The 18,132-nt window shown below is 68.4% G+C and carries 8 protein-coding genes; 3 read left to right on the forward strand and 5 right to left on the reverse strand.

Translation table 11 applies throughout. From position 1 onward, the window contains the following. Positions 1 to 557: 557 nt before the first annotated feature. From cysC to EV138_RS03050, 3 genes are read left to right on the forward strand one after another with little or no spacing between them, the layout of a single operon-like run. A complete protein-coding gene (gene cysC, locus EV138_RS37560) occupies positions 558 to 1,826 on the forward strand; it encodes an adenylyl-sulfate kinase (RefSeq protein ID WP_238157932.1) in 1,269 nt (422 codons plus the stop codon). A 3-nt stretch (positions 1,827 to 1,829) separates the two neighbouring features. Then, positions 1,830 to 2,813, forward strand: a complete 984-nt coding sequence (locus EV138_RS03045) for a sulfite exporter TauE/SafE family protein (RefSeq protein WP_133976928.1) — start codon at positions 1,830 to 1,832, stop codon at positions 2,811 to 2,813. Continuing rightward, a complete protein-coding gene (locus EV138_RS03050; RefSeq protein WP_133976929.1) occupies positions 2,813 to 3,886 on the forward strand; it encodes a CDP-glycerol glycerophosphotransferase family protein in 1,074 nt (357 codons plus the stop codon). Before EV138_RS03045 ends, EV138_RS03050 begins: the two co-directional genes overlap by 1 nt. 3 nt (positions 3,887 to 3,889) lie before the next feature. On the opposite strand, the gene EV138_RS03055 is transcribed toward EV138_RS03050, so the two are convergent. The 5 genes from EV138_RS03055 to EV138_RS03075 form a co-directional block, all read right to left on the reverse strand. Next, a complete protein-coding gene (locus tag EV138_RS03055) occupies positions 3,890 to 4,711 on the reverse strand; it encodes a LamG domain-containing protein (RefSeq protein ID WP_133976930.1) in 822 nt (273 codons plus the stop codon). 50 nt (positions 4,712 to 4,761) lie between these two features. Further along, positions 4,762 to 7,581: a PKD domain-containing protein gene (locus EV138_RS03060; protein WP_133976931.1), complete on the reverse strand. Its 2,820-nt coding sequence runs from the start codon at positions 7,579 to 7,581 to the stop codon at positions 4,762 to 4,764. Between the two features lie 141 nt (positions 7,582 to 7,722). After that, positions 7,723 to 10,542, reverse strand: a complete 2,820-nt coding sequence (locus EV138_RS03065) for a PKD domain-containing protein (protein ID WP_238157933.1) — start codon at positions 10,540 to 10,542, stop codon at positions 7,723 to 7,725. Between the two features lie 185 nt (positions 10,543 to 10,727). Beyond that, positions 10,728 to 14,315 (reverse strand): PKD domain-containing protein, encoded by a 3,588-nt coding sequence (locus EV138_RS37835; protein ID WP_238157934.1) that lies wholly within the window; start codon positions 14,313 to 14,315, stop codon positions 10,728 to 10,730. Between the two features lie 311 nt (positions 14,316 to 14,626). Continuing rightward, positions 14,627 to 17,977: a PKD domain-containing protein gene (locus EV138_RS03075; protein ID WP_133976932.1), complete on the reverse strand. Its 3,351-nt coding sequence runs from the start codon at positions 17,975 to 17,977 to the stop codon at positions 14,627 to 14,629. Positions 17,978 to 18,132 lie beyond the last annotated feature (155 nt).

Raw genomic sequence — 18,132 nt, forward strand, 5'->3', positions numbered from 1 at the left:
TGTTCTTCGGGCACACAGCTCGCACGCCTCCTCGGGCACTCAGTTCCCACAAGCTCCTCTCCGGCACGCGGTTCGCACACGCTCCTCGGCAGGCGGTTCGCACATGCTCCTCGGGCACACAGCTCGCACGCCTCCTCGGGCACACAGCTCGCACGCCTCCTCGGGCACACAGCTCGTACGCCTCCTCGGGCAGGCACTTCGTACGCCTTCTTGGGCACACAGCTCGCACGCTCTTCGGGTACGCAGTTGGTCGCGCTCGTCGGGCAGGGTGTTAGGGGGTTGTGGGGTGGTGGTGGCGTCTGGGGTGGGAATGGGGGAGACTGGGCGCGGGTGACGGGGAGTTACCGGGGGCAAAGTTGACGGGGTGCCTGCGTGGTGCGGGTGATCACAGCTGGGGGGCTGGTGTGCTGGAGGAAGTTACGCGTATGCAGTGGCGCGCGGTCGGGGAGCCACGGGCTGGATCGCCGGTGGTTTGTCCCTGCGATCGGACCGTTGCGGATGTCCGGTTGGCGCTGCTGGGGGTGAGGTTGCCGTTTGCGGTGTTGGGGGATGTCACTGTGGGTGAGCCTCCTGCCGACGGACGGGTACGGATTCCGGCTGGAGAGGACGACATCGCCCGCGCGCTGGTGGCCGGCGAGGTCGTGGTTGGTGACTGTGAGTCGACGCCGGTTGCTGTGCTGAGCGACCTCTCGTCGTCACCGGATGCGGGGTGGATCGAGGGGCGGCTGGCGGGTGTTGGTGAAGGCGCCGAGTTGCCTGCGGCCAGCGGGCGGACGCGGGTGGTTGTGACGTCGGCGCGGCCGTTGACCGAAGCTGATGTCGAAAGCGTGCGTCGGCTCGGGGCGGATGAGGTGGTGCTGGTCGTGCCTGAGAGTGGCGCCAGTCCGGACGGGGTGCCTGCTGGGGTGTTGAGGCAGTGTCTGGAGCTCGTCGCGCCGGAGGACTTCACGCTGGTGCCGATGCCGGTGAGTTGGCGTGGGTCCGAGGCCGATGAGGCGCTGACGGCGGCGACCGCTGCCAGGCTTGAAGGAACACACCTCTGGCGGCTGCGCCCGGCGACGGAGACCGGCGCGGACAAGAAACAGCGGGCCGGCGACGAGCTTTGGGCCGAAGGCCTCGAACGGTTGCGCGAGGCAACTAGTGAGCCGGCAAGCAGCGCGGACGTGTTGCTGGACAAGGCGATGCCCGTGCTCGGTCGGTGGCGACCGCCTCGGCGGCAACGCGGCGTGGTGGTGTTCTTCACCGGGTTCTCGGGATCGGGGAAGTCGACGCTGGCCAAGGGGCTGGCGGATTACCTGACCGGGCAGGTGGATCGCGCGGTGACGCTGCTGGACGGCGACGTCGTACGGCGATTGCTGTCGTCGGGGCTCGGGTTCGATCGGGCCGGGCGGGATCTGAACGTGCGCCGGATCGGGTTCGTGGCGGCCGAGGTCGCGCGGCACGGTGGGATCGCGGTGTGCGCCCCGATCGCGCCGTACGCGGAATCGCGGGCCGCTGTTCGCGAGATGGTCGAGGCGGTCGGCGATCTCGTGCTGGTCCACGTCGCGACGCCGCTGGCAGAGTGCGAGCGCCGGGACGTGAAAGGCCTGTACAAGAAGGCCCGGGCCGGTGTGGTCACCCAGTTCACCGGGATCAGCGACCCGTACGACGAACCGCTGGACGCCGAGCTGCGGGTGGACACGACCGGGGCCTCCTTCGAGGAGTCGCTGGCCGTCATCACCGATTTCCTCGCGGCAGGCGGCTGGCTGCCAACGCAGACAACGCAGGCCGCGCAGGCAACGAAGGTCGCGCACGTCTCACCGTCCGATCCGCAGCCGGAAGGCTGAACGATGGACTGGGGCCTGGCGGCCGCGGCCTTCGGCGTGGGCATCGTGGTCGGCCTGACCGGCATGGGCGGTGGCGCCCTGATGACACCGGTGCTGGTGCTGTTCTTCGGTGTACCGCCACTGGCCGCCGTTTCCAGTGACCTGGTCGCCAGTGCCGTGATGAAGCCGGTCGGCGCGGCAGTCCATCTCAAGCGGGGCACCGTTCATCTCAAGCTCGTCGGCTGGTTGTGTGTGGGGTCGATCCCAGCGGCGTTCGGCGGCGTACTGATCGCCCGGGCACTCGGCGACGGCGAGGAGGTGCAGACGATCATCCAGCGCGCGCTCGGCGTCGCGCTGCTGATCGCCGCGACCGGACTGGCCGTCCGCGCCTACATCCGGCTGGTCGAGCGGGCCCGCAAACGCGACGGGCTGCTTCCGCCACTCCCCCAGGGCCGCCCGAAGCTCACGGCCCGGCCGCTCCCGACCATCCTGGTCGGCGTCCTCGGCGGGCTCGTTGTCGGCCTGACCTCGGTGGGTTCGGGGTCGCTGATCATCATCGCGCTGATGGCGCTCTACCCCGGCCTCAAGGCGAGTGAACTCGTCGGCACCGATCTCCTCCAGGCCGTGCCGCTGGTCGCCTCGGCCGCCGTCGGACATCTGCTGTTCGGCGAGTTCCAATTGAACCTGACCGCGGCGATGCTGGTCGGCTGCGTTCCGGGCGTCTGGCTCGGCGCACGGATCTCGTCCCGGGCGCCGGGTGGCCTGATCCGCCGCGTCCTCGCCTTCGTCCTGCTGGCCTCCGCGCTCAAGCTGCTGGGAGTCCCGAACGCCGCGACCGGTCTGACCCTGATCGGCGCCGTCCTGCTCGCGCCGCCGCTGTGGATGCTGGTCCGCCGCCGCCACGGCTTCCCGATGCTCGCCCGCGCCGACGCCACTCCCGACCCCACCAACCACACCGGCGACGGCAGCACCCCACCGGACCACCTCGAACAGAAGGTTCAAAGCTGATGAGCACGGTCGTCTTCGAGAGCTGGCGGGGCAAGTACTCCGACAGTCCGCGCGCGGTCTCCGAGCGGCTCGGCGTACTGCGCCCTGACCTCCGCCGCATCTGGGTCGTCTCCAGCCAGGACGTGGAACTCCCCGACGACGTGGGCCGAGTGGTCCGCAACACCCCCGCGTACTTCGCCCGGATCGCCGCGGCGAGGTACTTCCTCAACAACGACATGATGCCGCGCTACCCGCTGAAGACGAGCAGGACGACGTACGTGCAACTGTGGCACGGGACGCCGCTCAAGCGGGTCGGCTTCGACGTCCCGGACGCCCAGTACGACGGAGCAGATCTCTACGCCAAACGACTCGCCAGAGACGTCAAGCGGTGGGACCACCTCGTCTCACCGAACCACTTCTCGACCGAGAAGCTCTCCAAAGCGTTCCGGTACGACGGATCGGTGCTCGAGATCGGCTACCCCCGCAACGACGCGCTCTCCGGCCTCAACGCAGCCGAGCTCCGGGACAAGACCCGCGCCGAGCTCGGCCTCTCCCCCAGCACCCGGGCGGTCCTCTACACCCCGACCTGGCGCGACGACGCGCTCACCGGGACGGCTAAGCCGAACCCCTTGGCCGCCGAGGTCGAGCAGGTGCTCGCCAAGACGCCCGAGGACACCGTGCTGCTGTTCCGCTTCCATCACCTGGTCGCGGCGTCCTCGCCGGTACCGCGGCATCCCCGAGTGCTGGACGTGAGCGGTCACCCGGATATCCAGGCGCTCTATTTGGCGGCCGATCTGATGATCACCGACTATTCGTCGACGATGTTCGACTTCGCGATCACCGGCCGGCCGATGATCTTCTACACCTACGATCTGGCCGACTACCGCGACCAGCTCCGCGGCTTCTACTTCGACCTGGAGGCCGAGGCGCCCGGCCCGCTCGTGACGACCACGGCCGAGCTGACCGCAGTACTGAACGACGAGGAGTCGCTGAGGACGTCGTACGCCGGAGCGTACGACGCCTTTCGCGAGAAGTACTGCCACCTCGACGACGGCCACGCCACCGATCGCCTGATCGAGGCGGTCTTCCAGTAGAACTCAGCTGCGTTCGTAGCTGATGTTGTCGAGCAGGCCGTTGAACTGGTCCGTGGACGAGCCGATGATCTCGCCGTCCTCGCCGATCTTGGCGCCGACCGACAGCGGCTCCGAGCCGATCATGTCGAGTGTGCCGATCGGACCGGTCTTCTCGAGTGTCTCCGGCGGCTGGTTGGTCTCCAGGTTCTGGACGGTCAGTTTCACGGTCTTGTCCGACCGGTGACAGGTCAGCCGGTACCACTTCGACGAAGTCAGCAGCGCCTTGGACTTCACCACGACCGCGCCGTCGGTGCCGCGGATCACGCAGGAGGCGTGGTGCTTGTCGACCTGGATCTTGTACTGCGCGGCGTCGGCATACAGCCCGCGTTGCATCACGTTGTCCCCGTTGTCGATCGCGGTCCCGTTGGACTTCGCATCCAGCCGGACGTCGGCGCCGAAGGTGAAGTCCGACAGCCCGGGCGACAGCCACTCCTCCGGCTCGATCCGCAGCGCGCTGAACGAGCCGCTGCTCTCCCCCGAGTACGGCGGTGTCCGCAGCGCGATGCCGCCCTGGTGACCCGCCACGAAGGTCGCCTTCTGCTTGTTCCGGCTGAGCAGGGAGATCTCGGCGGCGGCCGATCCCTCGCCGATGATGTCCCGGCCCGCGGCCGATCCCTGCTCCTGGTCGTCGAACGTGATCAGCAGCTGTGGATCGGGCGGCGGCGTCGTCGTGACCGCCGCCGTTTCGTCGTTCTCCGCACCGGCCGCCGGCCCGCACGACGGCACCGCCGCCAGCGCGACCAGCGTCACGCCGACAGTTCCCCATTTGGTCATCGAGCCCGGCATCCGCCACCTCCTGGCCGAAGCGTAATCCTCCCGCCCGGAGGATGCGTGATTCACCGCGGACTCAGCAGGACTGTCCATGCCGTTGCCGATGGACTCGAGCTGTTCGCGGTCGCCGTCAGGCCGCCCTGTGGCCCGGTCGGTACGGCGGCGCCGCGGTCGGTCAGCAGGGTGGAGATGTATCCGTTCGGCACTCCGAACGACGTACTGCGAACCTGCTCGCCGGCCGGGGCCGTCCACGACGTCGTCGCCGACGACTTGTCCGCCCAGTAGGAGACCCGCCACGCACCGGCGATCGTGTTGTTCACGACCGGAGTGGTGTGGCCGGCCCGCGTCACGGTCTCGTTCATGGAGTCGAACGCGCCGACCGGAGCCGTCAGGCTGGTCCCCGAGTACGCCGCCACCGTCATCCCTGCCTTGCTGTACGCCGAAAGGTTCACCGATACGTCCTTGCCGGCGTCACCGGCGTCGGCGACCTTCTGCCAGACCCTCGTGACGTATCCGGAGCCGTTGAGCGTCCTCACGAGGTTCCAGCCGGTGACTCCGGTCGGACCGGTCAGGGTCGCCGTGGTGTTCTGGGTGAAGAACAACAGCAGTCCGTCGCCCGCACTGGTCGACGGCGGCACCGTCACCGTGTGCGTGAGCGCGTTCTGGTTGGACGAGTTCGCTCCCACGAACTCGATCGGGTTCGCCACACTCGACACGACCTGCCCCCGGCTGTCGGTCCCGGTGGCGCCGTCGTCGTCGGTCACCGTCAGCGTGACCGTGTAGGTCCCACTCGCCGCGTACGTGTGCGGAGCCGTCGGCCCGGTCGCCGTTTCACCGTCGCCGAAGTCCCACGCGTACGACGTGATGCTGCCGTCCGGGTCGCTGGAGTTCCCCCCGTCGAAGCTGCAGGCCAGTAGATCGCAACTGGCACCCCACGACGCCGAGGGGCGGATGTTCGGCACCGGTCCGGTCCCGGCGTACAGGAACGTGCCCTGCGACCGCCAGTCCTGGCCGTCGATCCCGGGACCACTGGTGACCACCGCCGTACCGGCGACCGGGACGTTGTTGGCGAAGTTGACCCGGTGCAGGTTGCCGTCCGCGCCGGTGCCCCAGTAGAGCTGGTTGCCGGACAGGAACATGCCCGAGACCTGGCTCCAGTTGATGCCGGTGATGTTGCCGCTGGCCACGAACCGGGAAGCGCCGACGATCTGGCTCTCCGGCGTGAAGTAGCGGTAGTACAGCGACGACTGACCGGCCACGGTGTAGAACAGCCGTCCGTTGCTGAAGAACATCCCGGTGAGGTTGCGCAGGTCGGTCGCGAACGCGGTCAGCCCCCGCAGGTTCACGGTGCTCGCGGAGCCGAAGGTGGTGCCGTTGTACGACCTGCGCGTCAAGGTGCCGTCGGAGTTGCCGGTGTAGAGGATGCCGTCGATCATCACGGCGCCCCGGGCGTTGGTGAAGTTCGCAGTACCGGTGTCGACCGTACTGGCGTCACCTGCCGTTGTCCCGTCGTACTGGCGGACTGTCGTGGTGGCACCGAGTCGGTAGACCGGGCCCGGCAGCTGGCCGGTGTACCCCGGCGGGGGCGTCACCGACGAGTTCGGGAACATCGCCAGCCGGCCGTGGAACTCGTAGTTCTGTCCGACCCGGTCGGTGTCGCTGCCCATCAGCAGACCACCGGGGACCGAGGTCAGGTCGAAGACGCCGACACCGCGGGTCCTGGTCGGGTTCCACGAGTAGGGCAGGCCGTTCAGTGGGTCCAGCGCGGCCAGACCTTCACGAGACACCGCGCCCGGAGCAGCGGCGTTGCTGCCGCCGGTGTTGTTGAGCCAACGCTGGTGACCGCCGACGTACACGGCAACCCCGGTGACAGCGACGCTCCACAGCGTGTCACCGCCGGTGTAGTCGATCCAGGTGGGCTGCTGGTTGCCGCCGGTCGGTGCCGTCTCCCAGCGGGAGGCGGAGTCACACAGCTTGTCGGGCGGAGTACCGCCGGTGGTCACGACGACGAAGTACGCGCCGTCCGGGGAGAAGTCGACGTCGTGCACGTAGGTCAGGAACTGAGACGAGCAGTTCGGCTCGAAGCGCGGCGTCGACCAGTTCCGGACGGCGGCCGACGTGGCGTTCAGGTCCAGCATCACGATCTGGGTCCGGGACAGGCCGCCGACCACCGAGAAGTTGCCGAGTGCAATCAGTTTGGTGCCGTCGGGCGTGATGTCGAACTTGTCGACCTGCAGGGCGCCGCCGCGGACCGGCGAGCCGAAGGGAATGCTGAGGTACGGATCGACCGCGCCGGTCTCCGGGTTCACCGTGGCCATCAGGGTGTGGCTCACGCCGCCGACCGAGGAGAACGTGCCACCGATGAAGATCCGGCCGCCGGAGCTCTTCATGTCGTAGACCGAACCGTTCACCGACGGCCGGAAGGTGCTGTTCAGGACCCCGTCGGCCAGGTTGATCCTGGCCAGCCGTGGCCGGCTGGTCCCGTTCACGGTGCCGAAGCTGCCGCCGACGTACACGGACAACCCGTCCTCGCTCGGCAGCAAGGTCTCCACCGCACCGTTCAGCGTCGGCAGGAAGCCGTTGTCGAGTGCACCGGTGGTCGCGTTGTAGGCGAAGATGCTGCGCCGGGCGATCTGCGTCGAGCTGGTGGCCGACCGGATCGTGGTGAAGGTGCCGCCGACGATCACCCGGTTGCCGATCTGGATCAGCGCGTGCACCTCACCGTCCAGCGCGTGCGGCGTCCAGTCGACCGGGTCGTCACTGACGATCGTTGCTTTGGGCAACTGCACCGCGTCGGCCGGATGGCCCCGCCCCGCGGTGAGTAGCGTGCCCAGCAAAGCGAGCGCGACCGCGGACAACAGCAACAGCGAACGGCGTAATGCCATACGTGGAACCCCCTGGCTGAGCGGCCCGATGGAGCGCCGACGGCGCTTCCCCCCACTGGATCCGCTGGATTTCTGTGGTGGTGCCGGCACATCGCTCCACGGGAAGAGCACCGGCCCACCGATTGCCCCGCTGCAAACCCCCTAGGCGGGAGCCACCACAACGCTGAACATCAGCGCCTTCGCCGAGGAGGAGTCCGCGGTAGCGGTCAGTCCTCCGACCGTGCCGGGTGCCAGCGGTCCGCTGTCACCGGTGAGTGCTGTGATCCGGCCGGAACCGGAGCCGGCGGAAGCCAGCCGTACGACCAGGCCGGCCGGTGGGGCCAGCGCCGTCGTCGCGGAGGACTTCTCACCCCAGTAGCTGATCAGACGCGACCCGTCCACCGTCGCCGTCACGGTCGGCGTCGTGTGAGTGGCCTGCAGGACGGTCTCGCTGCCGGCCGCCGAGGCAGACACCGTGCCGTTGGTACCCCGGTAGGCCACCAGAGTCGCATTGGCCTTCGTGAGTGCGGAGGTCGCGACGAGAGCCTGCGTCCCGGCATCGGACGCGGTCGCGAGCTTGCGCCAGACCCGGCCGTTCTGCCCGCTCGAGGCGATGGTCTGAACCTGGGTCCAGCCCGCCGGTCCGGTCACTGTCGGCGCCGGGTCGTTGTCGGCGAAGAAGAGCAGCAGCAGATCTCCCGCGGCCACTCCGGACGGCACGGTCACCGGGAACTGGGTCGCGTTCGTGTTCACGCCGTTGGCGCCGACGAAGGTCACCGCCCCGGCGTTCTGGCTGACCGTCACGCTCTGCGTGGCCTGTCCCGGTGCACCGTCGTTGTCCGTCACGGTCAGCGTGACCGAGTAGGTGCCCGCGGCGGCGTACGTGTGGCTCGGGCTCGCGCCCGTGCCGGTGCCGCCGTCACCGAAGTTCCAGGCGTACGACGTGATGGTGCCGTCCGGGTCGGTGGAGCCGGCCGAGGAGAAGCTGCAGCTCAGGTTGCTGCAGGTCGAGCCGACATGCGCCACCGGCGGCTGGTTCGCCGGCGCACCGGTGCCCTGGAACAGGAACAGCGATCGCGCCCGCCACTCGTCCGTGGACACGACCACGGAGGAGCCGCTCGGTACGCCGGTCGCACTGGACCAGTCTGCTCGCCGGAGGCCGCCGCCGGCCGAGCTGGCCCAGTAGATCGAGTTGCCGGTGACGAACATGCCGTTCATCGCCGACCAGGTGATGCCTGCGACGTTGCCCGTGGCGGTGAAGCGCATCGCGCCGACGACGCCGCTCTCCGGCGTGAAGTACCGGTAGAACAGGCTGGTCTGGCCGGCGAGCGTGTAGTAGATCCGGCCGGCGTCGAAGAACAGGCCGGTGATCTGGGCGACCTCGCTGTGCCAGGTGCTCATGTTGACGATCAGGTCGCCGGTGTTGACGGCCGACGCCGCTCCGAAGGTAGTGCCGTTGTAGCTGCGCCGGTTGAAGCTGCCGTCGGCCCAGCCGGCGTACAGGAAGCCGTTGAGCATGAAGGCGCCGCGGTTCGTCCCCCAGGCGATCCCGCCGGCACCGACCGCTGTTCTGGTGCCGAAGGTCGTGCCGTCGTACGGCGTGCGGTTGATCAGGTCGGACGCGGGGTTGCGTGGTCCGGCCAGGTAGATGTCGCCCGGCAGGGTGGGCGTCGGGTTCGGCGGGACGACGGTGCCGCCGGCGAGCGGGAAGAACGCGATCCGCGGGTGGTACTCGAAGTTCGCGCCCAGGTGCTCGGTGTCCGAACCGACCCACAGGCCGGCCGAGGTGGAGAACAGGTCGAAGACGCCGACACCGCGTTCCCGGGTCGGGTTCCAGGAGAACGGCAGACCGTTCGCCGGGTCCAGGGCCGCGATGCCCTGTCGCGAGACCGCACCCTGGCCGGGGCTGTCGCCCGCGAACGGGTTGTTCTGCCAGCGCTGGTGACCGCCGACGTACACGGCCGTGCCGGTGATCGCCACCGCGTAGGTGGTGTCACCGCCGGTGTTGTCCAGCCAGTAGTAGCCGAGGCCGCTGCCCCTGGCACCGGTGTTGAAGCGCGCGGTCGAGTCGCAGGCGATCCCGGCACCGCCGTACGCGCCGGTGGTCGAGACGACGAAGTACGAGCCGTCCGGCGAGAAGTCGAGGTCGCGCATGTACGTCTCGAACGACCGCGAGCATGCGGTGTTGTAGAAGTCGGTCTGCCAGTTCTCGACCGCCGCGGTGGCGCCGGTGAGGCTCAGCATGAAGATCTGGTGGTGCTTGACCGCGGAGATCGTGTCGAAGTTGCCGATGCCGACCAGGTGGCTGCCGTCGGGCGTGACGTCCATCTTGATCACGGTCGTCACGCCGCCGTTGTGCAGGCCGGCGATGGCCAGCCGCATGAACGGGTCGAAGGCACCGGTGGTGGCGTTCACCGTGGCCAGCGCGACCTGCGGCTGGCTCTGCACGGTGGTGAAGTTGCCGGCCAGCCAGAGCCGGTTGCCGACCAGGCGCATGTCCTTGATCCGGCCGTTCAGCTTGGGTGCCTTGAAGGTCGGGTCCAGCGCACCGGTGGTCGCGTTGATCCGCGCGGTACTCGGTGACCCCGCGCCGCTGACGTTGTTGAAGTAGCCGCCGATGTAGACGGTGGAACTGTCGGCCGACGGGATGATCGTGGTGACTTCACCGTCGGGATTGGGCACGAAGCCGGTACTGATCGCGCCGGTGGTCGCGTCGAACGCGGCCAGGTTGTTCCGGGTCAGGATCGGGCCACCGGTCGCGGCCTGGATCTGGGTGAAGGTGCCACCGATCAGGATCGTGTTGCCGACCTGCAGGATCGCCTTCACCGCGCCGTTCAGCACGTTCGGGGTGAAGTTCGCCGGATCGGCGCTGACCACCCGGTCCTGTGGAACATGAACGGCTTGACTGGCCTGCACCGGGACCACCCAGGCCAGCACGGCCACAGCGATCGCGAGCATCACGGAAACAGCACGGCTACGCACAAGACCCTCCCCCAAAAACCCCGTCGCGCAGAATGCCCGGCGGACACCACTGGAAAACCGGTGAAATGTGGCGCCCCAACTACCACAAGTCACGACGAACAAATCCCCTGTCGTCGGTATATCGAGAATTCCCTGGAGCTGTTACAGCGGGAGCGGCCGGTGACCGCTCCCGCCGTAATTCGTGATCAACTCGGCGCGATGACCACCGAGAACATCAGCGCTTTCGCCGACGCCGAGTCGGCGGTAGCGGTCAGGCCACCGAGAGTGCCCGGCGCCAGCGGACCGCTGTCACCGGTCAGCGACGTGATCCGGCCCGATCCGGAACCACTGGACGAGGCCCGGACCGTCATCCCGGCCGGCGGCACCAGCGAGGTCGTCGCGGACGACTTCTCGCCCCAGTAGCTGAGCAGCCGGGCCCCGGCCACCGTGGACGCCACGGTCGGTGTCGTGTGCGTCGTCCGGTTGACCGTCTCGCTGCCCGAGGCCGAAGCCGCGACCGGCGTGGTACCGGAGATTCCCGCATAGGCCAGCAGGGTGGTGTCGGCCTTGGTGGTCGCCGACGTGTTCACCCGTACCTGACTGCCGGCATCGGTAGCGGTGGCCGTCTTGCGCCAGACGCGACCGTTCTGGTTCGTCGACGACACGGTCTGGACCTGGGTCCAGCCGGCCGGCCCGGTCACGGCAGGCGCCGGATCGTTGTCACTGAAGAACAACAGCAACAGGTCGCCGGCGGACACCCCGGACGGAACGGTCACCGTGAACTGGGTCGCGTTCGCGTTCAGATTGTCGGCGCCCTTGAACGTGATCGGATCCGAGTTCGCCGTCGCCGACCGGGTGGTGCTGTCGGTGCCGCCCTCGCCGTCGTTGACGGTGAGCCCGATGGTGAAGGTGCCCGTGGCGGCGTACGTGTGCGAGGCCGTCACGCCGGTCGCAGTACCGCCGTCGCCGAACGTCCACGCATAGGAGCCGATCGGGCCGTCCGGATCGGTCGAACCCGATCCGTCCACCGAACACGTCAGCCCAGCACAGGAAACCGTGAAGGACGCTGTCGGCGTCGCGTTGACGTGCGTCACCGTGACCGATTGCGTCGCCTGCGCGGTGCCCCCGTCGTTGTCGGTCACCGTCAGGGTCGCCGTGTACGTGCCGGCCGCCGGGTACCGGTGCGCCGGGCTGGCCCCGGTGTCCGTCCCTCCGTCACCGAAGTTCCACGCGTACGACGTGATGGTGCCGTCCGGATCGGTCGAGCCGGCCGAGGAGAAGGCGCAGTCGAGATCGTTGCAGGTGACGCCCGCGTGCGCGACCGGTACCTGGTTCGGCGGAGTGCCGTTCGTGGACTGGAACAGGAACAACGTGTGCGCCCGCCAGTCGTCGGTGGACACCGTGGTGGACGATCCCGTCGGCGCACCGGTCGCGGACGACCAGTCGGAGCGCCGCAGGTTGCCGTCCGCCGAGTTCGCCCAGTAGATCGACGAGGGGGTGATGAACATGCCGTTCACCTTGGCGAAGTCCACGCCGGCGACGTTGCCGGTCGCGGTGAAGCGGTACGAGCCGACGACCCCGCTCTCCGGCGTGAAGTAGCGGTAGTACAGGTTCGACTGGCCGGCCAGCGTGTAGTAGAGCCTGCCCGCGTCGAAGAACATCCCGCTGATCTGGCTGACCTCACTGTGCCAGTCGGTCATCGGGACCAGCGCGTCGGCGGTATTGATGGCGGTCGCCGCGCCGAAGGTGGTGCCGTCGTAGCTGCGCCGCGTGAAGCTGCCGTCCGACGAACCGGCGTACAGGACGCCGTTGAGCATGAAGGCGCCACGGTTGTCGCGCCAGCTGATCCCGCCGTTCGGGGTCGAGGTGTGCGCCCCGAAGGTCGTCCCGTCGTACGCCGTCTTCGTCACCGCGTCGGCCGCACCGGTGTCGGTCAGGTCGGTGCGGACGATCTCGATGCCGTTGATCAGCGGGTTCTCCACCACGTTGGTCAGGCTGAGGTCCACGCTGCCGTCACTGGTGATGTCGAACGACTTCATCGTGCCGGTCTGGTCACCCGCGTCGGCGACGATGTCGTAGTCGTTGAGCACCGTGGTGCCCTCCAGCGACACGTCGAAGACGCGCTGGCCGACCGACGAGGTGCCGCCGTACCGGTTGGCGAAGTACAGCCGGACCTGCAGCGGTACGCCGTTCGGGACCGGGAAGCTCCAGGTCTGCGCACCCCATCGCTCGCTGTCGAAGATCGCCCGGGGTGTGGAGGCCGGAACCGTCGCGGCGACGTTCGGGACCGGGCTGTAGCCGGCCGTGTTGCTGCCCGCACCATGGTGTGAATCCGGCGCAGCGGCTGTATCGGCAGCCCAGTCGGACCCGCCGTCCGCTGCGCCGATCGCGTCACCGGCCGCGTTCACGCGGTACAGGATGCTCGGACTCGCAGCCGGGCCACGCGGACCGGCCGCGTAGATGTTGTTCGGCAGCCAGGAGGTGTTGTTCGGCTTGACCACCGTGCCGCCGGCGAGCGGGAAGAACGCGATCCGCGGGTGGTACTCGAAATTGGCGCCGAGGTGCTCGGTGTCCGAACCGACCCACAGGCCGGTCGAGGTGGAGTAGAGATCGAAGACGCCGACGCCGCGTTCGCGGGTCGGGTTCCAGGAGAACGGCAGGCCGTTGGCCGGGTCGAGCGCGGCGATGCCCTGCCGCGAGACCGCACCCGGACCAGGGCTGTCACCCGCGAAGGGGTTGTTCTGCCAGCGCTGGTGACCGCCCACATAGACAGCGGTGCCGGTCGCAGCCACGGCGTACGTCGTGTCGCCGCCGGTGTTGTCGATCCAGCGATAGGACAGGTTGCTGCCGCGGGCGCTGGTCTCCCAACGCGAGGTCGAGTCGCAGGCGACGTTCGCGCCGCCGTACGCGCCGGTGGTCGAGATGACGAAGTACGAGCCGTCCGGGGAGATGTCCAGATCGCGCATGTAGGTCTGGAAGGCGCCCGAGCAGCCGGTGGTGTAGAAGTTCGTCTGCCAGTTCTCCACCGCCGCGCTCGGGCCGGTGAGGTTCAGCATGAACACCTGGTGGTGCTGGACACCCTCGATGTCATTGAAGTTGCCGATGGCAACCAGCTCGCTGCCGTCCGGGGTGACGTCCATCTTCATCACGGTCGGCACGCCGCCGTTGTGGACGCCGGCGATCGCCAGGCCCATGAACGGGTCGAAGGCACCGGTGGTCGCGTTGACGGTGGCGAGAGCGGCCTGCGGCTGGTCCTGCACCGTGGTGAAGTAGCCGGCCAGCCAGAGCCGGTTGCCGACCAGGCGCATGTCCTTGATCCGGCCGTCCAGCTTCGGCGGCTTGAAGGTGGTGATCCGGGCGCCGGTGGTGGCGTTGATCCGCGCGGTGCTCGGTGAACCGGCGCCGCTGACGTTGTTGAAGTAGCCGCCGATGTAGACGGTCGAGCCGTCACCGGACGGAATGATCGTGGTGACCTCGCCGTCGGGATTCGGCACGAACGTGGTGCTGATCGCACCGGTGGTGGCGTCGAACGCGGCCAGGTTGTTCCGGGTCAGGACCGGTCCCCCGGTCGATGCCTGGATCTGGTGGAAGTCACCACCGATCAGGACGGTGTTGCCGATCTGCTGGATGGACTCCACCGAGCCGTCCAGCACGTTCGGCGTGAAGTTCGCCGGATCGGCGCTCACCAGCCGATCCTGTGGAACGTGAACGGCCTGGCTCGCCTGGACCGGGATCACCCAGGCCGGCACTGCCAGGGCGATCGCGAGCAGGACGGAATAGACACTTCTTCGCACGAGTTCCTCCCCCGGCCGGCGCACGAGCGTGCACCGGCCCCTTCCCCTGATACCGGCACCGAGATCCGGTGGCGGTCCCCCTTACACGGAGAGTTAACACCCGCCGGACGGCCGCGTCAGCACTTCGCCCGGAAATGATCGAGGTTTCTTTTTCACCTGCCGGACGAGCAATCCTGCAAACACCCCGCGTGACAAAGTCTGGCAATTCGATAACACCGGCACAGGTACTTCAAGAATGCGCCCCGGGTGGAAATGCCGGACAGCCGCCGACCGGTGAGGGTCGACGGCTGCCGGTACTGCGGGGTGGGGGGTCAGTTCGGCGCCAGCACCACCGTGAACATCAGCGCCCGGGCGGACGCGGAGTCTGCGACCGAGGTGAGGCCGCCGACGGTGCCCGGGACCACCGGGCTGTCGCTGTCCACGGCCAGCGCGGTGATCCGGCCGGAGCCGGAGCCGGTGCTGCTCGCCCGCGAGGTCGTCCCGGCCGGGACGGACAGCGTGGTGGTGAGCGACGACTTCTCCGCCCAGTAGCTGACCAGGCGGCCGCCGACAGTGCTCGTGGTGAGCGTCGGAGTGGTGTGCGCCGTCTGGCTGACCGTCTCGCTACCGGTCGCCGAGTTGGAGACTCCGGTAGCACCGCGGTACGCGAGCAGGGTGGCATCGGCCTTCGTCGCCGCCGACGTGGTCACCGCGACCGCGGTACCCGCGTCGGTCGCCGTCGCGGTCTTGCGCCACAGCCGGCCGTTCTGGTTGGTCGAGCCCACCGTCTCCACCTGGGTCCAGCCGGCCGGACCGTTGACGGTCGGGAGCGGGTCGTTGTCACTGAAGAACAGCAGCAACGTATCCCCGGCCGCGACTGCCGCCGGCACCGTGTTGGTGAAGGAGGCGGCGTTGCCGTTGACCCGGCTGGCGCCGACGAAGTCCACCGAGCGAGCCGGGTCGACGACCGCGACCGACCGCGTGGTCGACGCCGTCGCGCCGTCGTTGTCGGTCACTGTCAGGCTGACCGTGTACGTCCCGGCGGCCGCGTAGGTGTGCGACGCCGTGACGCCGGAGCCGGTGGCGGAGTCACCGAAGTCCCACGCGTACCCGGTCAGCGTGCCGTCCGGGTCCTGGGAGGCCGAGCCGTCCACCGTGCAGGCGAGGTTCGTGCAGTTGGTGGTGAAGCTCGCCGTCGGGCCCTGGTTGATCCGGGTCACCGTGACGGTGTGCGAGGTGGTGTTGGTACCGCCGTCGCCGTCGGTCACCGTGAGGCCGACCGTGTAGGTCCCGCTGGCCGCGTAGGTGTGCGACGCGGTGGCGCCACTGCCCGTCGCGCCGTCACCGAAGTTCCAGGCGTACGAACTGATCGGGCCGTCGGCGTCGCTCGACGCGGATCCGTCGAACGCGCAGGTCAGGCTGTTGCAGGTCTCCCCGAAGGTTGCCACCGGCAACGTGTTCACGTGGGTGACCACCTTGCTCACCGTCTTGGTGTTGGTGCCACCGCGGTTGTCGGTGACCGTCAGGCCGACCGAGTACGTGCCGGCCGCCGCGTAGTGGTGCGACGGGTTGGCGTCGGTGCTGGTCCCGCCGTCACCGAAGGTCCAGGCGTACGACGCGATGGTGCCGTCGGGGTCGGAGGAGCCGGCCGAGGAGTAGGTGCAGTTCAGGTCGGTGCAGTTGACCGCGGCCTGGGCCGTCGGCAACTGGTTCGGGCCCTGACCGGTCGCGTCCTGGTAGAGGAACAGCGTCCGGGAGCGCCAGTCGATGCCACCGGTGTTGAGCGACACCGCCGTACCGGCTACTGGTGCACCGGTGGCGGAGTTGAAGGTCATCTTGCGCAGGGTGCTGTCGCCGGACTGGGCCCAGTACAACTGGTTGCCCGCCAGGAACATGCCGGTCACGTTCGACCAGGTGATGCCGGTGACGTTGCCCGTCGCGGTGAAGACGTTCGCCCCGACCACGTCGCTCTCCGGCGTGAAGTACCGGTAGTACAGCGAGCTCTGGCCCGACCGGGTGTAGTAGATCCGCCCGGAGTCGAAGAACATTCCCGTGATGCCCTGCACCTCGCTGTGCCAGGTGGACATGTTGGTGAGCAGGTCACCGGTGTTGACCGCTGTCGGTGCCCCGAACGTGGTGCCGTCGAACGTGCGCCGGTCGAAGCCGCCGTTGGACCAGCCGGCGTACATCTGGCCGTTGAGCATGAACGCACCACGGATGTTGCTCCAGGTGATCCCGCCGGCCGGTACCGCGCTGAGCGGCGTCGCGGTGGTGCCGTTGTACGACGACTTGCTGATCGTGTTGTCGTAGCTCGGGATGAGGATTCCGCTGCGGCGACTGGCGACGAACACGTTGTTCGGCAGGGTCGGGGTGTTGCCCGGCGGGATCAGCCCGCCGCTGGTGAGCGGGAAGAACGCGATCCGGGCGTGGTACTCCGAGGCGCCGATCCGGTCGGTGTCGGAACCGACCCACAGGCCGGCCGGGGTCGGCAGCAGGTCGAAGACGCCGACGCCACGGTCCCTGGTCGGGTTCCACGACAACGGCAGTCCGTTGATCGGGTCGAGCGCCGCGATGCCCGGCCGCGAGACCGCACCCTGGCCGGGGCTGTCGGCCGCGAACGGGTTGTTCTGCCAGCGGGCGTGACCGCCGGTGTAGACGACGGTGCCGGTGATGGCGACCGCGTACGTCGTGTCGCCGCCGGTGTTGTCGATCCACTTGGCCGTCAGCCCGGATCCGCGCGCGTCGATGTTCCAGCGCGAGGTGGAGTCACAGGCGATCATCGAACCGCCGTACGCGCCGGTGGTGGAGATGACGAAGTACGACCCGTCCGGGGAGATGTCGAGGTCGCGCATGTAGGTCTCGAAGCTGCTCGAGCAGGCGGTGTTGTAGAAGTTGGTCTGCCAGTTCTCCACCGCGGCGGTCGCGCCGGTCAGGTTCAGCATCAGCGCCTGGTGGTGCTTGACCCCGGAGATCGTGTCGAAGTTGCCGATGGCAACGAGCTCGCTGCCGTCCGGGGTGATGTCCATCTTCATCACGGTGGTCACGCCGCCGTGGTGGACACCGGCGATCTGCAGCCTCATGTACGGGTCGAACGCGCCGGTGGTCGGGTTCACGGTCGCCAGCGCGGTCTGGGCGTTGCCGGCCACGGTGGTGAACAGGCCGGCGATCCACAGCCGCCCGTTGGACAGCCTCAGGTCCTTGACCCGGCCGTCCAGCTTCGGTGCCTTGAAGCCTGAGACCCGGGCGCCGGTGAGGATGTTGATCTTCGCCAGGCTCGGCGAACCGCCACCGGAGATGTTGTTGAAGTACCCGGCGACGTAGGCGTTCACGCCGTCCTCGGCCGGGATGATCGTGGAGACCTCACCGTCCGGGTCGGGGACGAAGGTGGTGTCGATCTGCCCCGTGGTCGCGTTGAACGCGGCCAGGTTGTGCCGGGTGTAGGTGGTGGTGCCGTCCTTGGACTGGATCTGGGAGAAGTCTCCACCGATCATGATCCGGTCACCGAACTGCTGGATCGACTTCACCGAACCGTCGAGCACGTTCGGAGTCCAGTTCGCCGGATCGTCGCTGACCAGGTGGTCCTGGCTGACGTGGACGGCATCCGCCGACGGCGCCAGGAAGACCACGAAGCCCGCCAGCGCCGTGACCAGCGCGACGAGCAGACAGACAACAGACTTGCGCACAGTGTTTCCTCTCCCCTGCCCGCCGGCGCTCAGAAGGCCGTGTCGGGCACACCCATGCCTGGCGTACCACTCGCACACCAGGTCCCCTTGGTCGGACAGTAAACACCCTCCGGGACCCGCCCTGCACCACTTCGTCCACAAAACACTTGCCTGCC

The organism is Kribbella voronezhensis (assembly GCF_004365175.1).
Taxonomy (GTDB): Bacteria; Actinomycetota; Actinomycetes; order Propionibacteriales; family Kribbellaceae; genus Kribbella; species Kribbella voronezhensis.

Excerpts from the sequence above, each read along its gene's own strand:
- EV138_RS03045 (WP_133976928.1), top strand. The coding sequence starts at position 1,830 with ATGGACTGGGGCCTGGCGGCCGCGGCCTTCGGCGTGGGCATCGTGGTC.
- EV138_RS03050 (WP_133976929.1), top strand. The coding sequence starts at position 2,813 with ATGAGCACGGTCGTCTTCGAGAGCTGGCGGGGCAAGTACTCCGACAGT.
- EV138_RS03055 (WP_133976930.1), bottom strand. The coding sequence starts at position 4,711 with ATGCCGGGCTCGATGACCAAATGGGGAACTGTCGGCGTGACGCTGGTC.
- EV138_RS03060 (WP_133976931.1), bottom strand. The coding sequence starts at position 7,581 with ATGGCATTACGCCGTTCGCTGTTGCTGTTGTCCGCGGTCGCGCTCGCT.